21 protein-coding genes and 1 other annotated feature are annotated in these 20,396 nt (G+C 32.8%); of the genes, 9 read left to right on the top strand and 12 right to left on the bottom strand.

The window, feature by feature from the left end; translation table 11 throughout:
- Positions 1–85 precede the first annotated feature (85 nt).
- Entirely contained in the window at positions 86–943 is an 858-nt protein-coding gene (locus MKY76_RS10790) for a DUF2935 domain-containing protein (RefSeq protein ID WP_328016960.1), read from the top strand.
- Positions 944–1,583: 640 nt separating this feature from the next.
- On the opposite strand, the gene MKY76_RS10785 is transcribed toward MKY76_RS10790, so the two are convergent.
- Complete coding sequence (locus MKY76_RS10785) at positions 1,584–2,192, bottom strand: YpjP family protein (protein WP_342557819.1); 609 nt, start codon at positions 2,190–2,192, stop codon at positions 1,584–1,586.
- Between the two features lie 575 nt (positions 2,193–2,767).
- Positions 2,768–2,981, top strand: a binding site (T-box leader).
- 105 nt (positions 2,982–3,086) lie between these two features.
- Between MKY76_RS10785 and aspS the strand changes: the two genes are divergently transcribed.
- A complete protein-coding gene (gene aspS / locus MKY76_RS10780; protein WP_342557902.1) occupies positions 3,087–4,379 on the top strand; it encodes an aspartate--tRNA(Asn) ligase in 1,293 nt (430 codons plus the stop codon).
- Positions 4,380–4,679: 300 nt separating this feature from the next.
- On the top strand, positions 4,680–5,054 hold the full coding sequence (locus MKY76_RS10775; protein WP_342557818.1) for an STAS/SEC14 domain-containing protein: 375 nt from the start codon (positions 4,680–4,682) through the stop codon (positions 5,052–5,054).
- 413 nt (positions 5,055–5,467) lie between these two features.
- Here the strand turns inward: MKY76_RS10775 and MKY76_RS10770 are convergent, their stop codons facing one another.
- Entirely contained in the window at positions 5,468–5,770 is a 303-nt protein-coding gene (locus tag MKY76_RS10770) for a hypothetical protein (RefSeq protein WP_342557817.1), read from the bottom strand.
- A 511-nt stretch (positions 5,771–6,281) separates the two neighbouring features.
- Here MKY76_RS10770 and MKY76_RS10765 point away from each other — a divergent pair.
- On the top strand, positions 6,282–6,389 hold the full coding sequence (locus MKY76_RS10765) for an alpha/beta hydrolase (RefSeq protein ID WP_196333035.1): 108 nt from the start codon (positions 6,282–6,284) through the stop codon (positions 6,387–6,389).
- Between the two features lie 436 nt (positions 6,390–6,825).
- Here the strand turns inward: MKY76_RS10765 and MKY76_RS10760 are convergent, their stop codons facing one another.
- Complete coding sequence (locus MKY76_RS10760) at positions 6,826–7,470, bottom strand: hypothetical protein (protein ID WP_048394563.1); 645 nt, start codon at positions 7,468–7,470, stop codon at positions 6,826–6,828.
- Positions 7,471–7,695: 225 nt separating this feature from the next.
- Between MKY76_RS10760 and tlp the strand changes: the two genes are divergently transcribed.
- Positions 7,696–7,929, top strand: a complete 234-nt coding sequence (gene tlp / locus MKY76_RS10755) for a small acid-soluble spore protein Tlp (protein WP_342557816.1) — start codon at positions 7,696–7,698, stop codon at positions 7,927–7,929.
- 1,071 nt (positions 7,930–9,000) lie between these two features.
- Here tlp and MKY76_RS10750 read toward each other — a convergent pair.
- From MKY76_RS10750 to MKY76_RS10720, 7 genes are all read right to left on the bottom strand, one after another.
- Positions 9,001–9,438 carry a hypothetical protein gene (locus MKY76_RS10750; RefSeq protein WP_342557815.1) on the bottom strand — a complete coding sequence of 146 codons (438 nt, stop codon included), beginning with the start codon at positions 9,436–9,438 and terminating at the stop codon, positions 9,001–9,003.
- A 518-nt stretch (positions 9,439–9,956) separates the two neighbouring features.
- Positions 9,957–10,406 (bottom strand): DinB family protein, encoded by a 450-nt coding sequence (locus MKY76_RS10745; protein ID WP_328011608.1) that lies wholly within the window; start codon positions 10,404–10,406, stop codon positions 9,957–9,959.
- A 1,313-nt stretch (positions 10,407–11,719) separates the two neighbouring features.
- Entirely contained in the window at positions 11,720–12,022 is a 303-nt protein-coding gene (locus MKY76_RS10740; protein ID WP_342557814.1) for a hypothetical protein, read from the bottom strand.
- Positions 12,023–12,235 carry a hypothetical protein gene (locus tag MKY76_RS10735; protein ID WP_054549294.1) on the bottom strand — a complete coding sequence of 71 codons (213 nt, stop codon included), beginning with the start codon at positions 12,233–12,235 and terminating at the stop codon, positions 12,023–12,025.
- A 71-nt stretch (positions 12,236–12,306) separates the two neighbouring features.
- Positions 12,307–13,446: a hypothetical protein gene (locus tag MKY76_RS10730; RefSeq protein ID WP_342557813.1), complete on the bottom strand. Its 1,140-nt coding sequence runs from the start codon at positions 13,444–13,446 to the stop codon at positions 12,307–12,309.
- Positions 13,447–13,824: 378 nt separating this feature from the next.
- Positions 13,825–14,406 carry a hypothetical protein gene (locus tag MKY76_RS10725; protein WP_342557812.1) on the bottom strand — a complete coding sequence of 194 codons (582 nt, stop codon included), beginning with the start codon at positions 14,404–14,406 and terminating at the stop codon, positions 13,825–13,827.
- A 772-nt stretch (positions 14,407–15,178) separates the two neighbouring features.
- A complete protein-coding gene (locus MKY76_RS10720; RefSeq protein ID WP_054549297.1) occupies positions 15,179–15,427 on the bottom strand; it encodes a hypothetical protein in 249 nt (82 codons plus the stop codon).
- Between the two features lie 15 nt (positions 15,428–15,442).
- On the opposite strand from MKY76_RS10720, the gene MKY76_RS10715 reads away from it, so the two are divergent.
- The 4 genes from MKY76_RS10715 to MKY76_RS10700 all read left to right on the top strand — a co-directional run bounded on the left by MKY76_RS10715 (position 15,443) and on the right by MKY76_RS10700 (position 18,498).
- Positions 15,443–16,252, top strand: a complete 810-nt coding sequence (locus MKY76_RS10715) for a site-specific integrase (RefSeq protein WP_342557811.1) — start codon at positions 15,443–15,445, stop codon at positions 16,250–16,252.
- A gap of 502 nt (positions 16,253–16,754) precedes the next feature.
- Positions 16,755–16,964 (top strand): hypothetical protein, encoded by a 210-nt coding sequence (locus MKY76_RS10710; RefSeq protein WP_016993944.1) that lies wholly within the window; start codon positions 16,755–16,757, stop codon positions 16,962–16,964.
- A 12-nt stretch (positions 16,965–16,976) separates the two neighbouring features.
- A complete protein-coding gene (locus tag MKY76_RS10705; protein WP_342557810.1) occupies positions 16,977–17,339 on the top strand; it encodes a spore coat protein in 363 nt (120 codons plus the stop codon).
- A 22-nt stretch (positions 17,340–17,361) separates the two neighbouring features.
- Complete coding sequence (locus MKY76_RS10700) at positions 17,362–18,498, top strand: zinc-dependent alcohol dehydrogenase (RefSeq protein WP_305193917.1); 1,137 nt, start codon at positions 17,362–17,364, stop codon at positions 18,496–18,498.
- A gap of 349 nt (positions 18,499–18,847) precedes the next feature.
- Here MKY76_RS10700 and MKY76_RS10695 read toward each other — a convergent pair whose 3' ends face one another.
- Positions 18,848–19,582, bottom strand: coding sequence for an SDR family oxidoreductase (locus MKY76_RS10695; protein WP_342557901.1), 735 nt, complete (start codon positions 19,580–19,582; stop codon positions 18,848–18,850).
- Positions 19,583–19,972: 390 nt separating this feature from the next.
- The gene (locus MKY76_RS10690; RefSeq protein WP_342557809.1) at positions 19,973–20,332 is read right to left on the bottom strand and encodes a DUF1304 domain-containing protein; all 360 of its coding nucleotides are present in this window, start codon (positions 20,330–20,332) and stop codon (positions 19,973–19,975) included.
- Positions 20,333–20,396 lie beyond the last annotated feature (64 nt).

The following is a 20,396-nucleotide window of genomic DNA, read 5'->3' as shown; positions in this document are numbered from 1 at the left end:
ATCAATGAAATTTATTCCATGTATATTTAAATGGCATAGATAATAAGAATAAAATGAATGTATTATTTACAGGGGGGTTATTGAAATAAGGGGAGATGAATCCTTTTTACATGCTGATACTGGTGTTACATCTCAAATGTTTGTTGAGCGATCGTTAAATGAAATTCTTTTTTGGTCTCGAATTATGAAAGAACATTCGCTATTTCTAAGATTAGGATTTAGAGCAGAAGATACTCAACTAATTCAAGAAGCTAATCAATTTTATAAATTATTCGAACAAATTGAACAAACTGCACATCTATACACCACTCAAACTGATCCAGAACAAATTAGAAATTTTAATTCAGAAGTTCAACTAGCTGCAACCAGTATCTATATGTTTAAACGAAAAGTCCTAGGTCTAATTTTGACTTGTAAAATGCCAGGAGCAAATAATTTTCCTCTGTTAGTTGATCATGTAAGTAGGGAAGCTAATTATTTTAGAAAACGATTACTTGAATTAAATGAAGGTCGATTGAACGCACTTCCAGACGCTATTATTAAAGAAAATGTATTTTTCTTAAGGATTATGGCAGACCACGCTAAATTTATTGGTCATTTGCTGGATCCATCCGAAAGAAAGTTGGTTGATATAGCACGTAATTTTAGTAATGATTTTGATCAATTATTGTATCAAGCTCGGGATTTAGAATCAATGAGACCACAATCACAAACAGTCCCCCTTTTAGATCAATTTCTGGATCAAAATCGTGTATCAGTTTCATCTCTTAGAGACTTTAAGAAGACAGCACGTGATTTAATTGAACAATGTAAAATAAAGAGTATCATTCATCCACTTTTAGCAGATCATGTTTTTAGGGAAGCTGACAGGTTCCTAGAAATAATTGATATGTTTGATGCTCATCTTACTAGCAATAACCCACAACCCCGAATTGAATTTTGAAGGCTTTAATTTCGCCAATAAGTTTGGTAAAGACTGTTGGTGACAAAACTTTAAATCAATAGTTTGACACTTTATTTTTATTTTAAAGGCTTGTAAGGATTGAGTTCGGTATTGTATTATACGCTATATATATAAAAGATATTATTTCTAAAGATGGTCAAATTTTAAACGAAAATGTAAAAATGCAATTTATAACAAAAATAAACAGCAAAGACCCATACAGCAAATTAAGCTGTGTGGGTCTTTATTTTTGTTATTTTACTTCATATAATTTTGTAGTTTTGCTCTCGTTGTTATAAATGAGCTTAAGTCCTAGCAATTCAGCAATCTCGCGCACTTGCACATACGTCCTATCATCACAGTTGCTACTTTAGTTCGTGATACTCCCGAGACAATTTATAAAGTTTATGCACATTCATTTGAAAAAGATGAGGTACACGCATCTAATCTCATGGATGAAATCATCACCTTAAATTCATTTGATAAATCTAAGGGAATCAAAAAATGAAGAATTTGGGGTACATGCTTTCCCCTACCTCCCCCACTCTGAAAAATTAAAAGTTATAACTCAATGACATTTTACAAACGCTGAGATATTCACAAAAAAACACTCGTCATGTAAACGAGTGTTTCGTACTTATTATGACAACCACTTAGGTGGTGTGTTTTTTTCCCAATAGATATCGCCAAGGTTGTTGTGAGCCATGAAGTTGTCCTCGACACTGTGATAATGGAAGTTGTAGTAGTAGCCTTCCTGCGGTCTTTTTTCTGTACGCACATGGAAACGAATTAAATCTGTGCCTGTTTCATTATTGATGACATTGAAAATTTTCTCACCGTAATTACCACTTGGTCTTTCAGAGATGGTTAAAGATGCAGCAGTTTGATCATCAAGATTAGCCACTGTCATTGCGATGGCTTCCTCCATTTTCGGGAAGATGATGCTGTCGAATTCATTGCTAATTTTTGGACCAATTTTTGTGCCAAATTTTATGTACGATTGTTCTCTAGCCGCATCCACAAGTAAGGCATTATAATCAATCGCTTCCTCTTGTATCTGTAGCTGCTCGTCACTGCTATCATCATTTTCAGCAGCTAAAGCAGTGCTTGTCCCTGATGAAGGGCCGATGGATGCACGGTTCGAAGGATTTTGATCAAATGCTTCCCAAATCTCATGTGTAGGCGTTATTAAACCAAATGTTAAAAACGCAACCATGATGACTATACTTTTCTTAACCCACGTTTTCATTTATTGTCACCTACTCTTTATGTACAAATTGGTAATTCTCCTATTATTATATACGTTCTCGCCATTAAAAGGTTTCATATTTCTATAATTCATTGTACAATATTTATGAATAATGTGTCGTTTTTTTAAAGGAGGTACAAAGCATGAGCATCGCAATGGGTATTGGTCTTTTATTAATGTTAGGTTACTTATCATCTTTATGTTTCACGGACTAATTTTTTTATTTTTTAATATGTACCCTACAAAGCCCTAAAAGCCTGTTATATGCAGTCTTTTGGGGTTTTTCATTTTTCCTTTACATTGCATAGTAACGCAAAATAATGCACACAGTTGGGGCTCGTTTTGGGACTATGTTGGGGCTTGTTGGAGCTAATATTGTAAGCAAAATTTCAAATTTAGTAATCGAATTTTGTATAATGTCCATCTTTAGACCTCTTTCGAGAAGCTGGAATACGTTTACTAAAACAAATTCTATTGCAAAATCTTTTAAATTCAAAAACATAAAAACTAGTAGTAAAATTTAACAATTTTATTGAAAATGAAAAAAAGTAAGGGTATAATGACTTTTAATTATTAAAAAAACGAAGAACAGACAAAGTATGTCATTCCCTTTAACGAAAGAGAGCAATCGGTAGCTGAAAAGATTGTGTTAAATAATGATTGAAAGACACCTGTGAGTGTTATCCTGAAAAAAGTAAGGATAGACGGTTTGCAACCGTTAAAAAGCTTTGAGTTGGCTGTGAATGCAGCAATTAGGGTGGTACCGCGAGATAGGCTCTCGTCCCTGACAAATTGTCAGGGGCGGGAGCTTTTTATATTTAAAGGAGGTGAGTGTCCGTGGATGATGACGATGATGATAAAAGAAAAAAGTTAAAAAATATAGGAGGAAAAATCATGGATACAAATCTAAAACGTACACTTACCAAAGAGTGTATTAATAAAGTGGGAGAAATGGTAAAAGTCCAAGGTTGGGTAAAAAAAATAAGACATCTTGGAAATATCAGTTTTATAGTACTAAGAGAGCGAACTGGTGAACTGCAATGTGTTTTAGAAGGAAAACTTGCTGGCGTCATTATAGAAACAGAAAGTGTTATCGAAGCTATCGGAGAAGTCGTTTCAACAAATAACACAGTACTTGGCGTTGAACTGCTAATAAAATCAGTGAAAGTGATAAACAAAAATGATTTACTACCTTTTGAGGTAAATAAAAAAGAAGTAAACACAGGACTTGAGAACCTTTTAAATCATCGAGTATTATCACTCCGTCATGAAAAAATCGCTTCAATTTTTAAAATAAAAGCAACTCTTGAAGAAGCATTTCGTGAATATCTAATAAATATGGATTTTATCAGAATTTTTACACCAAAAATTGTTTCTCAAGGTGCGGAGGGCGGCGCCAATGTTTTTAATTTAAATTATTTTGGGAAAGACGCATTCCTTGCACAATCTCCTCAATTTTATAAACAAATGATGGTAGCTTCAGGTCTTGAGTATGTATTTGAAATTGGACCTGTTTTCCGTGCAGAAGAGCACAACTCATCAAGACATTTAAATGAATATATCTCTCTGGATCTTGAAATGGCTTTTATTGAAGAGTATGAGGAATTAATGGAGCTAGAAACTCAAATTATAAAATTTATGTTTGAGAAAGTAAAAGAAAAAAATGAAAACGAGTTAAAGCTTTTGAATATTGAGATTCCAACTATTACTGATATTCCAAAACTAAAATTACATGAAGCAAGAGAAATTTTAAAGAATCGTTTTAAAAAAGAAATGCCAGATGGTGACCTAAATACCGAAGGAGAAAAACTGATTGCAAAATATATAAAAGATACGACGGGGAGTGAGTTTGTCTTTATTACAGAGTACCCGAAAGAAAATAGACCCATGTATACAATGCCTGCGGAAAACGGATTAACCAAGTCATTTGACCTCTTATTTAAAGGTCTAGAAATCACATCTGGAGGCCAACGAATTCATGAATATGAAATGCTTGTAGCATCATTCAGAGAAAAAGGACTTAACGAGGAAAACTTCCAAAATTATTTAAACACATTTAAATATGGTGTTCCACCGCATGGAGGTTTTGCTATTGGACTAGAACGTTTAACAGCCAAACTCCTTGGATTAACAAACGTTCGGGAGGCAAGTGCTTTTCCACGAGACATCAATCGATTAACACCTTGAGTAGTCTATTAAGCTTTATTGTTGGATCTTAATTCAGCCCACTTCAAATAGTGGGCTTTTTTGTTTTTATAATGAATACTACTATCCTGCCTCGTTGGTTTAAGTACATTTGTTCACAATATCTTTGGTATATAATCTAATTAGTTATTCATGAATATGGCCCTCTTCATGAATAACGTCGCTCTCCTTGTTTCAGAACAGTGCCCGATTGGAATACATTATTCCAACTGTGCAACATTAAAATTAATACCAATTTCCATTATTTATCTTATAATAATTGTAAGAGGAGTTGTTGTTTAATTGACAGTTAAAAATATAAGTACATCCATTTCTGAAGATATTATTATTACGAATTTGACTGGTTTCATAAACCTTGCTGATGTAAACAACTGGTTTAATTCATTTGAGAAAACATGCTATTCATTTATTAGGCAAGAAAAAAAGTATAAGTTGTTAGTTAATCGTAAAGGTTATACTCCAGAACATTTTTCTGTACAAAAATTGTGGAAAGACAAATTTTTCACTAATAAAATATTAGAGAACACAATTGCAGTCGCTTTTTTATTAGAAGAAGGAGATATTCTAATTCACCTTAAACAATCTAATACCAAAGACAATGTTATGTTCTCAAGTAACTATGATCAATTAATTGACTGGCTTACTAAATATAAATAAATACTCTTAAGGTGTTGAAGGGTAATTTTTTTATTGCACAATTTGTTTCAAGTAATCGAACCACTTTTGATTATAATAACTAAACAATAAAAATTTCTTTGTACAAGAATTGTGCCAGATGCTGAATAACAAGACGTGATTTGTCTATTGGTTAAAGTAAAGCATACCGTTATCCTTAATAAGGATTTTATTTCCTTTTCTCGCAGATTCCTTTTACGAATTGTTCCTTATAATCTGGGTATTCATTGATCTCACCATTTTTCTATAAATAAAAGAGGCTCCATTTTGAAAAAAGATTGTTCAAAATGGAGTCTTATTATGTAATACTAAGATTGATTTTTATAAAAAAGATTGATTATTTTTTTCTTCCTATGTTGTTCAACAACCGCGCCCGATAATTGAGAATTAAAAGATTAATTATAATTATATATTTTCACATCATTTGCTTCACAAATATACAATAGTTCTTTACTAGATTTATTATTTCCATTTACTAATATACCTTTAATTTCCTTTATTGCCATTTCAGCTTTTACTCCGATAGAATCATGTTTTTCTATTACCTCTTGCGTACTTTCAATTTTCATATTATTTTTTAAAGCTGAAAATGACCTTAAATATGACAAAAGACGTTTACGTTCGCTTAATTCATATGTTCTATCATCAAGGATTGTTCTTTTAATTGATTCATAATTTGGATCAAATAGTAAAATCATGTCCTTTTCAAACTGTCCCTTATAAGTTGTCCAATTAAGTAATTTTATAATATTATAGGCAAGAATTCCCCTCTTCTAATTTGAACATTTTTTCAGTTTCATCATCTACATCACTATCAAAATTATAAGCTAGATTATCGAATACTTTCTTTGTATATTCATCAGTAATACCTTCAGGATGATTATATTGAATTCTGCCAGATAAAATAATGTCTTTAACTGAAACAGGACTATCTTCAGGAGTGTGGAAAAATAAAAAAAGACCATTAGGGCAATCTTCTTTAGAATTATAATGCGAAATAAATTATTCGTTCAAAGATATTAAATACATGTTAATGAGCGATGTACTAGAAATAAAACAGCGTTCTATTTTGGAATTTTTGTTTAAGTACTATGATCTGAACATGGTAACTTCAGACTATCAAGTTCCAGTATTCTATATCCATGGCGAGGATGACTGGCAAACTCCTTATTCTCTCGCTCACACATACTTTGATCAACTCAAGGCGCAATGAAACAATTTTACTCTATACCAAATGCTGGACATGCGACGATGCTTGATCAGAAGGAGCTATTCAACGAAGCTTTATTCGACATTATCGATCAAATCAAACATTAATTACCAAAGCCATTCCATCATAGTACCATGATGGAATAGGACTCGAGTATATCAACCATTCAATATGCATAAGCTCCATAATATATGTCAAATACTCTTATACAACTAAATGGCCCTTTAATGAAAAAAGCACTTTCCTTATTCCAGGAAAGCACCACATGTCGCGTAAAATCAACACTACACCACAGAAAATGAAAGATCATTACGTTCTTTCATGTCTATGTTTCCAATAACTATCTCAACTTCAGATAAGTGATAAAATGTGTAGTTTCAAAATTATTTACTTCTTCATTCGGTGAGTAAAGATATATATTATTGTCTTGTCCAAGAGCTGTCCAATTTCCCTTGTTGACCTATTTTCCTTAAGTCTTTAAACGATGAAGCTCTGAAGTCAAATAGACAAAAAAGGACCGGGCAACTTTTTGCCCAGTTATTCCTATTCGTTTATAATTTCTTCATACCCAGTCATAGTATCCATATGGCTCGCAATCATGGCGATAATGGTACTTGCCTCTTCTTTTTTAAATGACAAGGTACTTTCATCTTCGAAGAGTTCCCCGTCTTCTGTCCAGATCCGATTGACTCTTCGCAGAACGCCATCTCCATTAGCTCTATCTACCCCAAACTGATAGGTTACTTCAAGATTATCTTCAATTTGATAAGCCGGGACTTCCGGAGTTTCCCATTCCACATCAATTTCTTCAAGAGTAATTTCATCATCTAGAACTTCATATTCTTCTTCATCATCTACATAAAAGACTTCACTATCTTCGTCAATAAATTCATGAAAACTTTCATGAACAGCTTCAATCACATCAGTAATATCATCCAAAATAATTCTTGTAGGTTGTTGAAGCGTCATATCAAAGCTTTCTAAGTAAAATTCTTCATTATACGGATCAAAGAGGAGGGTGCAAAAGTAAACCCTGTCGTCATCTTCTGTCGAGATAAAAAATTCAATTCGGGGATGTTTTGAACCTCGATTGATATTCATATGACCGATTTGGTCATATTCTTCGCAAATCGATTTCAAATGATCTTGAAGCTCACCAGTTACTCTGTTAAACCATTCCATAGACATGTCACTACCGCCTCATTTTCTTTTTATCTAGTCATAATTTTTTTCCGTTTATTCATGCTGATTATATCCATTTATCGTGAATTATATTCTTTACAACTTAACGTGAGGACCTATTACTTACAAAGATTTGTTTTTGAAGAAAATTCCACTTATTGCACTGAATATTTTTAGTTAAATCGGGGACGATAAATCTTGTGACTTTATTAAAAAGAAGGAGGAAGTAAAATGGAGAAAAATACCCCAAAGCCAGATGATCGATCAGATAATGTTGAAAAGCTTCAAGATATGATGAAAAATACTAAGGAAAATATGGAAGCTGCAGAAGAAATGATGGCTTACGTTGATGAAAACGAGCGAAAGGCACTTAAGCAAAAAAATGCACGTAGGGAAGAAAGTATGAGTGGTTTTCGAGAAGAGATTTTAGATGAAGCGGATGCTCGAAAAAATGGTAACTCATAAATTTAAGTAAAGTGTCTTTTTATCCCGCGCACCAAAGTTCCTTAAATAATCAATGGGTGATGAAGAATGCCCCACTGATTAAGTTTCATTTCATGTGAATACGGGAAAAGACGGAAAATACTATATTTAATTTATAAAGCAACAGAAATTATACGGAAATAAAAATGTGAGAAAGGCTATATAGGTTTAGACAAAAAACCAAACTCTTTTGAGCTGGTTGCCGTTTTCTTCATGTTATTGATTAACTGCATAACTTTCCCGAAACCTATACTAATTAAGAATTACAAAGATGAGTGTTGGGGATTCTTAACACTATTTCGTAGAGATCATCAACCACTATTTATCGGGCAATCGCTCTCCGTTAGTTAAAGTATGATTCTTCACAAATTCTTGGTTATTCGTAATAGGTAGAGGATTACCATATTTATTAATTCCCTCATATTGTTCAGTTAATATCTATGCTTCAGCTACTTCCCTCGCTGCGGCTTTTTTATGTATAGATAACCTTAAATTGCACATATTAATATTGAGTGTATCGCACGCACTTAGCTGCGGCGCTAGTTGACAGCTGCAGCTTTTCTTCAATTTAATCCGCAACAGCTTGGCGCCTAGTACCCCCGCCATTACATGTAGATCATCCAGAAAAAATAATAAGTATTTATTAAGCCTGATTAAACCGTCAAATAATTAGTTCCCCAGTATAAAACTGGGGATTTTTCAATGACTGAGTTTCTAGGAAATATCTTTACTGCACATTTTTTATCAAAAATTCATTCAATATAGAGATGAAATTTAAAATTCCACTTTGGTATACCTGCTTAAAATAATCTTCCACTTCTTCAACTAAACTGCTCCGTTAGCTTAAGTACATTGTTTCACAACTCACATCAAGCTTAACATAAAATCTTATTTTTAATTTAGAAGTGTTATTCAATTAAATGGCCATAGAAAGACGCTTTCCTATTTCAGAAAAGCGCCCTTTAATTGAATAACGATTAACCTTCTATTAGCTGGTTTTGTTGAAGAAGAAAAGTGAAGTTTATTCAACATTTGCGTCCGTTTGTGAAAAGGTTAATGAAATCTAAACCAAGCAAACCATTGGCCTTGTTTATTTTTGGTCACAAAAATTTGTCTGTGTGATGCGTCATATGCCGGTAAATACTTCGGAAACAGCACTTCCACAAACCAAGAATTGTTAGTTATTTCCTCCCCGCAATAATGTTTCGCCATTGCATAATAAGCTTCCGGATGTGGTGCTTTTGAAAGATGTGCTATGGTTTCTATTTTCCAACCTTTATAATTATCTTCTTTATAAACCTCAGGAATAATTGTATTTAATGCATTTATAAGACCTTTATCTGAACTGATATGTCTCAAGCTTTGCGAGTTCGGACATTTACCATTGTTAATTAAAAAGGGTACTTCCTCATCTGTTTCAGCAAATGATATTTGAGAGTGTATCAATATTCCTAAAAAACACAAGTAAATAATAACTCTTAAATAATTCATGATTCATCACCCCTCGAATAGTTATTATTCATAAAATAAGGGGTTTTTATGCTAATCTTTATAACAATCTGCCTCAATTGTTGAACTAAACTGCTCCGTTATTTGAGTAAAGAAAAAAAGAGCTGCCTAAGCAACTCAATGATCTTCAAGAAAAGCGCCCGATTGTTGAAGATTGTTATCTAGCACTCCGTTAGTACAATAAGAAGGCTAGTCAGATTTATGCGGATCTACAAACGATAAGACTTCAATTTTATACTCTATTATATTCATCAAAGAAGATGGTGCAACATTACTTCAAATACTTCAAGACCTTTGCCATGACTAACTTTAACCAAAAGTGCATAAAACAACGCATAAATAATGTTCATACCAAAAGCCAAGAACGTTGATTTAACAACATTCTTGGCCTTGAAGTCCGTTTCCAAACTTTCATTTGGGAATGTTATTAAGTTTATTTATGTATACTTCTTCCCTAAATGATTAGTTACAATAAAGATGTTTAATTCTGCCCATATGATCTATTTTTCTAAGATTTGTTTGTGAATATGGTGCTCCATATGTTCAAGATAATCTTGTATAAGCCATTCTAGTGTCTTATGCTGATTATTTCCTATGTCGCAAAGGTTGGAAAGCTTTTCGCAAGGAATATTCTTAACAATATTAACAACTTGCTTATTTAATGTTTGAAAAAGATTTACTATTTCATCAAGTGGTCGATCTTGATAATTATGAATCATTACCCAATGGTTTTGATCATACGATTGAATAACATACACTGGTTCTTCATATTGAATTTTAATAAATCTTTCAATATTATTTATCGCAGAGTCACAAAGATGTCCTAGAATCTCTTTTTTAGACCACTTATTAGATAATGAACGATTAGAAATTTCTTTTTCAGACATAGAGTTGTACTCTTCTGGTAATCTTTTTATCCAATAATTAATTCCCGCAACAACCTTTTGCATATTTCTACTCCTCCTAAATTTTTTATTCAATCTTTAGGTGTCATCCTTAAAAATCCTCTTTAAAGAAGCATCACTTTTGACTGGTGTTTTATTATTTTTCAAAGGAATTTATTGTATATTATACAATTTTACTGTTACTTAATACAACAAACCTTTTTCCCTTTAAGGTTACTACATGTAACTTTTTCATTAAATATTTTTTTAATTATCCAGTTAATGAAAAATAAAAGTCCCCCAAAGCGTCCTATTTTATTGAGATTCTAATTATATGTTACTGCCATTCAGAACAAGTGAATCGAACAATCCTCTTTAAAACAATTTTCCAGAGCATTATTTTCTAATAAAACAGCAAAAAACACTAATTTAATACTGCTTGTCGCTGGTTAAAATGTTTACATGCTTGCATTTGGGGACATTTCATAAAAGAATGTTATTCAACTATCTGGCTCTTTAATGGCAAAGAGCGCTGAATCTTTGTTACAAAATTGCGCCCGAGTGTTGAATATTGATTGAAATGATAACCAACCTTCAGTCATCTTTCTCTATATATTTTATTTCGCATCAGAATTGAATCATATTAACGTTAAAATTGAGAACAATGGGAAAATCAAATATATAGACATGAAACCACCAAGAGTAAAGAACCAAATATCAATGCAACCCACCAAAATTAAACCGATAATATTTATTAGAACAAAAGAAAGTATTTTGTTTTTCATTCTATTAGTTAAATAAATTTCAATAGGGACTACAAAGATAATAGTAAATAAATAGATTCCTAAATAGAGCAGTACAGAAAGCAGTATTTTCTCAGCCGTCGAAGGAGGCATTATATCCGATTGGAATACGCTCTCGATAAACACGATACTTAATGTGGTAACTAATGCTACTATTATCGGGAAAAAAAGTATCTTTGCTATAGAAATCTTTCTCATTCAAGTCCCCTCTTTTGTTATTATAATCCACTCTTTAAGATGACGGCTAATTCAACTTTCTAGTTCATTAGTTCATCTATTGTGCATACGAATGGAAGCTGCTCTTTTTCAGCATAAATGTTGAGGTAAAATGTAATTTTTACGTTGTTAACAGGACCGTCTTATTTATAACGTTGTGTATTAAAACAAAATGAATCAGTAGTGAATATTCACAGAGAAACAGGTCTTTCTAAAAATACTATTTACTCAATTAAAAGGCAATTAGAGAAATAAAGTCATGACGCTAATAAATAGTTTTAAGTAAAATCCTGTGTTGCTATGTAGGATTTTTTATCAAACTTTATTATAAATGCTCAATCTTTGTTTTAAATGTTCCATCTACCTCATTTTAAATTCAAAGTAAGTTTTAACAGCACTTCGTAAACTGGACGTTCCATCATAAATAGTTTTGTAACCCTTTGTACCTTCAAATGGTATTGAATGTAGTGGTTCACGACATTTCTGTTCATCATCTTTTGTATAGGTTAACTTGCGAATTAAGCTTTGCCCTTTATCATGTTTGAAATGTATATCCAAATCTCCTTCATACTTTTCAACTTTTCTACAACTAGAAATATAATCTTTTACTACTCTTTTAGAGAGAGGGAGTTTTTCCAAATACAAAGAGAATTGATCATTCATTTAAAACCCCTCCAGTTTGTTGATAAGTTTATCTTTGGAGCAAGAAGAACATTGTTTAACCTCTCTTTTTAAAATCCCTTGTTTTTTTAACATATTACAAATTTGATTGACTTGTTGTCTTGGTTTAATATCCAACTTTTCAGAGAGACAATCATCACAAAATAATTTATTTTCACTGTTAATAAAGTTTTGGACCATCTGTATATTAGACATAAGTTAAATATCTTCCTTCCTTAAAAAGAGAACTTTGCTCACAAGTATATAAGCCCTCCACTACATTTCCATTAAAACAGAGACAATGTCTGTTGTTGCAACTCCTCAGATTCATCACTTCTATCTTCCTCACGGTAAGGATTCACATAGAAAATACAGTCCACTATATTTGATGATTCATCCATAATAAGGTTTCCTTTATCCACTTGTTTCTTCAAAACCAATAAAACGTCAAAATATATGAATGGGCGATGCATGATGCCTACAGAAAAATGCTTATTAAAGCCAAAATCATTAGCCATAATATGACTAATTGCTAGCGCGCTATGTTGACCGTTCAATACAAGTGAATATGCTACTTCATCGAAAGTAGCATTATAGCCGAGCTGTGCTTTTACTGAATCAATTAGTTTGTCTTTTATCATCTTTTTTTCTTGTGACAATTTTTCTATACGTTCGTTTTCCTGCTGCTGTCTTTTGATTTCAATTTCGCGTTGAGCCTTTCTTCCAGCCTCTAAAGTGGCCTCAATTTTTTTCTTTTCCTGAAGTAATTCTTCAATTCGTCTTCTTTCTTTCTGGCGCTCTTCAAGGTCAACTTCACACTGAATTTTACGTTGTTCTTCCTCTAATACTTCCATTTGTTTTTCAAAATATTTATTTAATCTATTGATTTGTCTATCTAAAAATGGAATATTCATTTCAAAATGCTTTTTAATACTTCCAGAAACTACTGTTTTATCAGGGATTCTATTGTAGTATTCGTGGTAGTACACATTATTATTTAATTTCCATAAAAGTTCATCTAGTTCATAATCAATTTTATCTAACTCATTTATAACGCCTTCTATTTCATTCACTTCAATATTTAAAAATGCACTCAAATGATCCTTCCCATATTGAATTTTTGTCCGAGTTACTTGATGTTCAACGGTAAACATATATCGTAGTCGTCGACCACAGGCGCATCGTCCATCTAGATTACCTGGACCAAAATCATTGTAATCGGATATCAACCAATCTACGACATTCATCTCATCTTCTTGAAGCGTTATATCTATGGACTTGAGTGCTGTGATTTTTTCCTCTCTCATAACGTTTTCAAATACTGTCCGTCTATTACGTTTCATTTCGTGTTGAAGAAAATTCCGTTGTTCTATAGTTAATGCTGATAGCTGTTGCTCTCTTTCCTCTGAAGAAAGTTTTTTATACATAAACATCCCTACTCTCTTTAGCGTAAAAAGTGGTATGAATAAGTTCTTGAATGTCACTGTGACTATGTAGAACCAGTTCATTATCCATATTATAAGTTTAAGCACTTAAAACGATAATAAAAGAGAAAAAACCCCATAACGTTTAGATTATGGGGTTACATTACTTTTGCGATTGTAACTCATTATTAAATTCTACTGGATTTCACATTAATTAACCATATTAAAAGTAATGTGAAAATAAGATATATAATTATATAACTTCTTTTAAATTTGATTTTGTCAGATTCCCATGCATAGATATACACCACAGACAAAATAACAAAAAATAATGGATACCAATCAAGTAATTTATACATTTTTACCTCTCTTTAATGTGTCTTATCTAGACTCTATAGTATATGTTAAAGCCCAAGTTACGTCTATTATAAGACCTTTACCCTTATTTTTGCTCTCCATGTCATTCCCAAGTTTAAAAAGATATGCAGATGTTAAACCAGTAACACCAGCAAAACCAGGAATCCATGCAGTTAGTGCTCCAATGAATCCCACATCTATTGCTGCTTTATTTACTGCTTTAGTAGCATCTACAGCTTGTTGGTTAGTGTATATACCTCTTTCACCCCACCAAAAATACTCACTAGTGAAATTTTTCTTAGCAAAAGTTTGGAAAGTAGGAGTTATAGATAAATCATCGTTAACTGTAACGATTCCATTTTCTACTTTAGCGTTAATTTCTTCAAAAGATTTTTCCAATTGCGCTACATCATACTTAATATATGTATCATTTGGAATGCTGCTATCAACATATAAAAACCCTTGATCATTTTTATGAACATACGGTGTTACTTCAGAGATAAATGTCGAAGATTCTTCTGGAGAAACTTTTGTTAATTCAACTGACGTGAACGATTTTGTAGCTTCGTATGAACTATTTTCACTTGCATGTGCAGTAGGTGCCATAACTCCACTTAATGATCCTAGTGCTAGCACTGATGACAATCCAAAAATTAGTTTTTTTTCATTTTATTACTCCTTTTTACTTATATTGTATTTTATTTCATTTTTTATACTAACATACAATTATATTAAATGTAAAACATTTTCCATGTAAATTTATTTCCAGAGTAATCTTATGCTTTGTTCTATCGTGGTGGAACTATATTTTTTTGTTTAGGATTTTTGAATTTCATAAAAGAAATGGTGGTCATTATTTATAACTTAAAGGTTTTCATTCTTTCCTTGATAGAAAAAAAACATAACCAACTTCAACATAATCGTCAACGATGAGGGAAGTATAATAGAAAAAATAATAAAGAAAAAACAGCGCATAGTAATCAATATAGTATACATATATTAATAGAGAGCAATCACTAAGCTCGCAAAGCCAATGATAGCAAGGCCTTGACGACTTATTAATTTTTGGAAATGGTTTATCCTCTAAAAATGACGAAAAGGAATGGTTTATTCACACAATCACTTCAATTATCCACGAAATGAGCAATCTTCAAGATAAGTCATCCACATAACTAAATGAATTTAATTTTCAAAAGTCGACTATTCCACAGCTCGAATTGGATTGAAATGCCATCAAAAAAGGTAGGCTCCTGGATATTCTCCTGGTCCTACCAACAAATTTTCTTTTCTTCTATTTTTTAAAGATATACATGGTAAAGATACATGGTTGCCTGCATGAAAAATAGCCCTTTCTAAATACTTTTTTCAGAAAAGGCTCTTATTGAAACTGCTCGGGTACATCCCAATTTGCATCTTTGTACGAGCTGGCGATGAGATAGCGTAACGGCTGCTCCTCTTGGAAAATACGTTTTGTCTGAAGCCGTAGGGTCTTGCGGAAGTACGCCCCTAGAACTTGAATATTACCAGTTTGACGTTCAAGCTCTCGCACACTTGCGCTAAAGATGTCTGCCATGACAGCTTTCACCGTAGACATTGCGTTTTCATTTGCTTCCACCGCATAATACATTGGCGTAATGATTTCTTGCTAGCAAGCATACTGCATATCTTTAAACCTGGTACAGTTTATTTATTTCATTCAATTTTAAAAATTGCTATTAATGCAGCTGTCGAAGAAGAATTACTTATTCGCAATCGTTTTACAAAAGTTGTTATAAAATTTAAATTAACAAAAGAAACCTACAACTATTTAACAATCGAAGAATTAAATATATTTCTCCACACAGCAAAAAAGTATGAAGATATTACGGGTTATACTTTTTTGTTGATAGCCGTCTATACAGGTATGCGCAAAGGTGAAATTTGTGGTTTACAGTGGCAAAATATAGATTTCAAAAATAATATAATTACAATTGAACGAACACGTGATGATATTGGTACGCGTACCCCTAAAACTAAAAATAGTTATCGAAGAATTTTGGTGGATGATCTTGTCATTGATCAATCAAAAAAATACCAAGTATGGTGTAAACAAATTTTATTAAAACATGGCAAACAATTAGATAATCAGTTATTTGTATTTATTAATACTTTCAATAACCTATTGCATGGTGCTGCCATTCATAAAATGTTTAGAGATACGATTTTAAAAGCTGGTATATTAAACAATGACGGAGAACCAAAAATTACTTTTCATGGTTTACGTCATACCCATGCAACAATTTTATTAAATAGCGGACAGAACGTAAAAGCAATTGCTCAGCGCTTAGGAAATACTCCAGCAATGATTTATGAAATTTACGGCCACGTAATGAAAGAGTTAGAAGAACAATCAGTGGAGGTTTTCAGTAGAAGTTTAAATTGCGGAACTGGGGCTAGCAGTGGGGCTAATTAATGTAATAGTCCGTGTAAACGTTGATAAATCAATGTTTTTGTCATTTATTTAATGTTTCACAGACTAATTTTTATATTTTGTAATATGTACCCTACAAAGCCCTAAAAGCCTGTTATAGCAGCTTTTAGGTTTTTATATATATATGGGAAACATTAATATTTTTTCATACATAATTTTATACGTTATTCAATGCATTTCCGCATTTTCTTTAGACAAAGAGAAAAACGCCTAAAACCAATTTTCATAAGGTTTCAAGCGTTTTTTGTGTAAAAAATTAACCTATGATTTGCAATTGACACCCCACATTTGTCTTGAATTTTGGTATTACGATTTTCACATAGGTAATGTAATAAATGTGTTGAGTGAAAAGAATGGAGGAAATTCAACTTTAAATCAGATTCTAGCTATCAATATAGTCTTAGATTTAATCCAATGCGAATTTGCATAAATAGACTTGCTACAGGGAAGACTTTTTAAAGAAAATTATGGAGGTGCGAATTACGTGTTTGAGAAAAAATTAGCACTTCATGAAACCATGGAATTTCATGAGGTCATTAACTTTATGACAACTAGTTTACTTAAATCGAAGCTGAGTCAAGGTGTGGTCTTTGATGATGATTTAAGAGCGTTATTGGACAAAAATGTAAAATTATCTACCCCAGCACTCACTGCTATGGTTAAGCTCTACTCAAAATCGGAATTGGAATATTAGGAGGACAATTGTATGAAAGACTATTTAGATCCTATAAATTCAGTTGGAATGCCTGAACTAACTGATTCGGGGATTGCTCTTGAGTTTTTACTTACAACCAAAACGGGTATTCGTAATCTTTCAATTGCCCTAACAGAAACAGCTTCTCCTGCTCTTCAAAAAATCTTGAGAACTCAGCTGGATGTCATGGTCGATTTATATTTCGAAATTTCTGAACTGATGGTAAAAAAAGAATGGCTGAAACCTTATGATCTTGCAGGTCAAAAGGAACTGGATATTAAATCAGCAGAAAATGCGATTAATATTGCCCAGTTGGATTTATTCCCTAAAGATATGAATCGAAAAGGAATGTTCCCTACCCCACCGAAAAAATAAACGAAAATGAGGGATTTTTTTAATGAAAGCTGTCACTTTTCAAGGTGTAAAAAATGTTGAGGTTAAAGAAGTACAAGATCCTAAAATAAAAAAAGCCGATGATATTATTGTTCGTTTAACCACTACTGCCATTTGCGGCTCAGACTTGCATTTGCTTCATGGTATGATTCCGAATCTTGGACAAGATTATGTCATTGGTCACGAACCAATGGGTATTGTAGAAGAAGTTGGAAAAGATGTGACGAAGGTTAAAAAGGGTGACAGGATTGTCATTCCTTTTAATATTGCATGCGGGGAATGCTGGTACTGCAATCATGATCTGGAAAGTCAATGTGATAATGCAAACGATAATGGCGAAATGGGTGCCTACTTTGGTTATTCAGACACAACGGGCGGTTTTCCGGGAGGACAAGCAGAGTTTATGCGAGTGCCCTATGGCAATTTTATTCCTTTCAAAATTCCAGAGAAATCAGAAGTTCCTGATGAAAGTCTTGTTCTCCTTGCCGATGCCGCCTCTACTGCTTTTTGGAGTGTAGATAATGCTGGTGTGAAGAAAGGAGATACTGTTATTATTCTTGGTTGCGGACCTGTTGGACTGCTAGCACAAAAATTTGCTTGGCTGAAAGGAGCAGAAAGAGTAATCGCAGTTGACTACATCGGGTATCGTCTTAAACATGCAAAGAAGACAAATAAAGTGGAAATCGTTAATTTTGAAGACCATGAAAATTGTGGTGAATACTTGAAAGAGATTACCAAGGGCGGTGCAGACGTTGTCATTGATTGCGTAGGGATGAGCGGAAAAATGACGCCTCTAGAATTTCTTGCAAGTGGGGTAAAACTTCAAGGTGGTGCTATGGGAGCCCTTGTCACAGCCAGTCAAGCTGTACGTAAAGGAGGAACAATCCAAATTACCGGTGTATACGGCGGTCGATACAACGCCTTCCCACTTGGAGATATATTCCAACGCAATGTAGCGATTCGTACTGGACAAGCTCCAGTTGTTCATATCATGCCCCATGTCTATAACTTAATGGCTGAAGGAAAAGTGAATGTCGGTGATATCATTACACATGTCCTCCCCCTTGAAAAAGCAAAACATGCTTATGAAATATTCGATACAAAGCAAGAAGGTTGCATTAAAGTGGTTTTAAAACCCTAATATAGAAGTTTTCAGGTACTTTTGTCTCTGCATTGCAAAAGTACCTTTTTCATTGACCTAGGGGTACATATTTATATGAATTACTTCTGAAAGTGATTCTTCAAAATGGCATTAATATTTGAGCACCAAGCCTCTTCGACTGGCGAACTACATTTTGATCAACAGAACTAACCCCTCCTTAATCAAAAATCATTATGTAACGATTCCTTTCATTGAACAACTTCTAATGAACAACTCAACATCCCGTTTGTTTTATTTCCATGAGGCAAGACGCTTTCCTTATTTGAGAAAAGCGCCAAATTTCTGAGCAAATAATTAGTTTGGCAAAACAGTTGAATAAGTTCTTGAACTACCTTAGATATCCACCATTATTAATATCAAATGTCGCACCTGTGTAATGCTTTGATCTATCTGACAAGAGGAAAATAACAGTATCAGCCACATCTTCAGGCATTACAGGTGTATCGATGAGCTGATGATTTAAATATTCCTCTTTTTTCCAAATAGGTATTGCATCCATCATAGGAGTGTTTACCATTGTAGGGGCAATGGCATTAACTCTGATGTATGGTGAGAAATTCACTGCACAGCTTTTAGTTAATCCCAATATAGCAGCTTTTGAGAGTCCATATATTGCATCTGAACTGCCTTCCATACCTGATACAGAAGACATATTCACGATGACTCCTTTACGTTCGCTCTGAAGTAGATATTTCCCGAACATTTGAGAAAAATAAATACATCCCTTTAAGTTTATATCTATGACTTTATCAATTTCCTCGGTTTGATAATCCAGTATATTCTTACCCAAATAAATCCCTGCATTATTAACTAAACTATCTACATCACAATGTTCTCTTTCCAAATTTCCAAAAAAATTGACTACTTCTTCATAAATACTTACATCTAGTTGATATGTATACAAATCTGAGGGGACATTCATTGATTGTTTTAATTCCCTTAAGGCGTCTTCATTAATATCACAAGCAAGTACCGAAGCACCTTCATCTAAACATTGTTTAACAATTTCTTTTCCTATACCAGAAGCTGCACCTGTTACTATTACTTTTCTATTTTTAAGCATCATCTATTTTACCCCTTTATTAAAAAGTTAGGATGTTATGAAAAACTCTACCTAAATTCTATCTTTGGCGCAAGAAGAACATTGTTTAACCTCTCTTTATAAAAGACCTGTTTTTTTAACTTATTACAAATTTGATTGATTTGTTGTCTTGGTTTAATATCCAATTTTTCAGAGAGACAATCAACACAATATAAATCTTTTTGACTGTTAATAAAGTTTTGGACAATCTGGATATTAGACGTAAGCTAATTATCTCCCTTCCTTAAAAAGAAATCTTTGCTCACAATTATATAAGTCTTCCACTATACTTCCATTAGAACAGAGATAATGTATAATGTCTGTTGTTGAGTTTACATTAACTTCAATCTTTTTATTATTGTAGAGATTCCTTTAGAAAAATAAACTAATAAGTGCTAAAATAGCAGGTCCACCTTGTTTTAATAGAATCGATTTAGAGCTTGTTAAGCTACCATACAAAGCGACAATGATTACAAAGATTAAAAAAATGGTAACAATTTCAGTTTGCTGATGTGACAAAAATAATCCATACAATAAGGCGATCGCAATCAGACCATTATAAACCCCTTGATTTTTGAAAAGAACTTGAACATTTGCATTTTCTAACGCTTCTTCAGACAGATTAAATGTTTTTGCTGTTCTTTTAGAAGTAGTTGCAAACGTTTCTAAATACATAATATACAAATGCTCAGCTGCTACGACTAAGCTTAAAATAAAAGTTAATGAAGACATCCTATTCCCTCCTAAAAAATCTTTAAAAAAGCAATGTCCTCAAGTGTATCAAGGACATTGCTTG

This window comes from Lysinibacillus sp. FSL P4-0201 (assembly GCF_038593425.1).
GTDB lineage: Bacteria > Bacillota > Bacilli > Bacillales_A > Planococcaceae > Lysinibacillus > Lysinibacillus capsici.
This window is presented reverse-complemented; position numbering and strand designations above follow the sequence as displayed.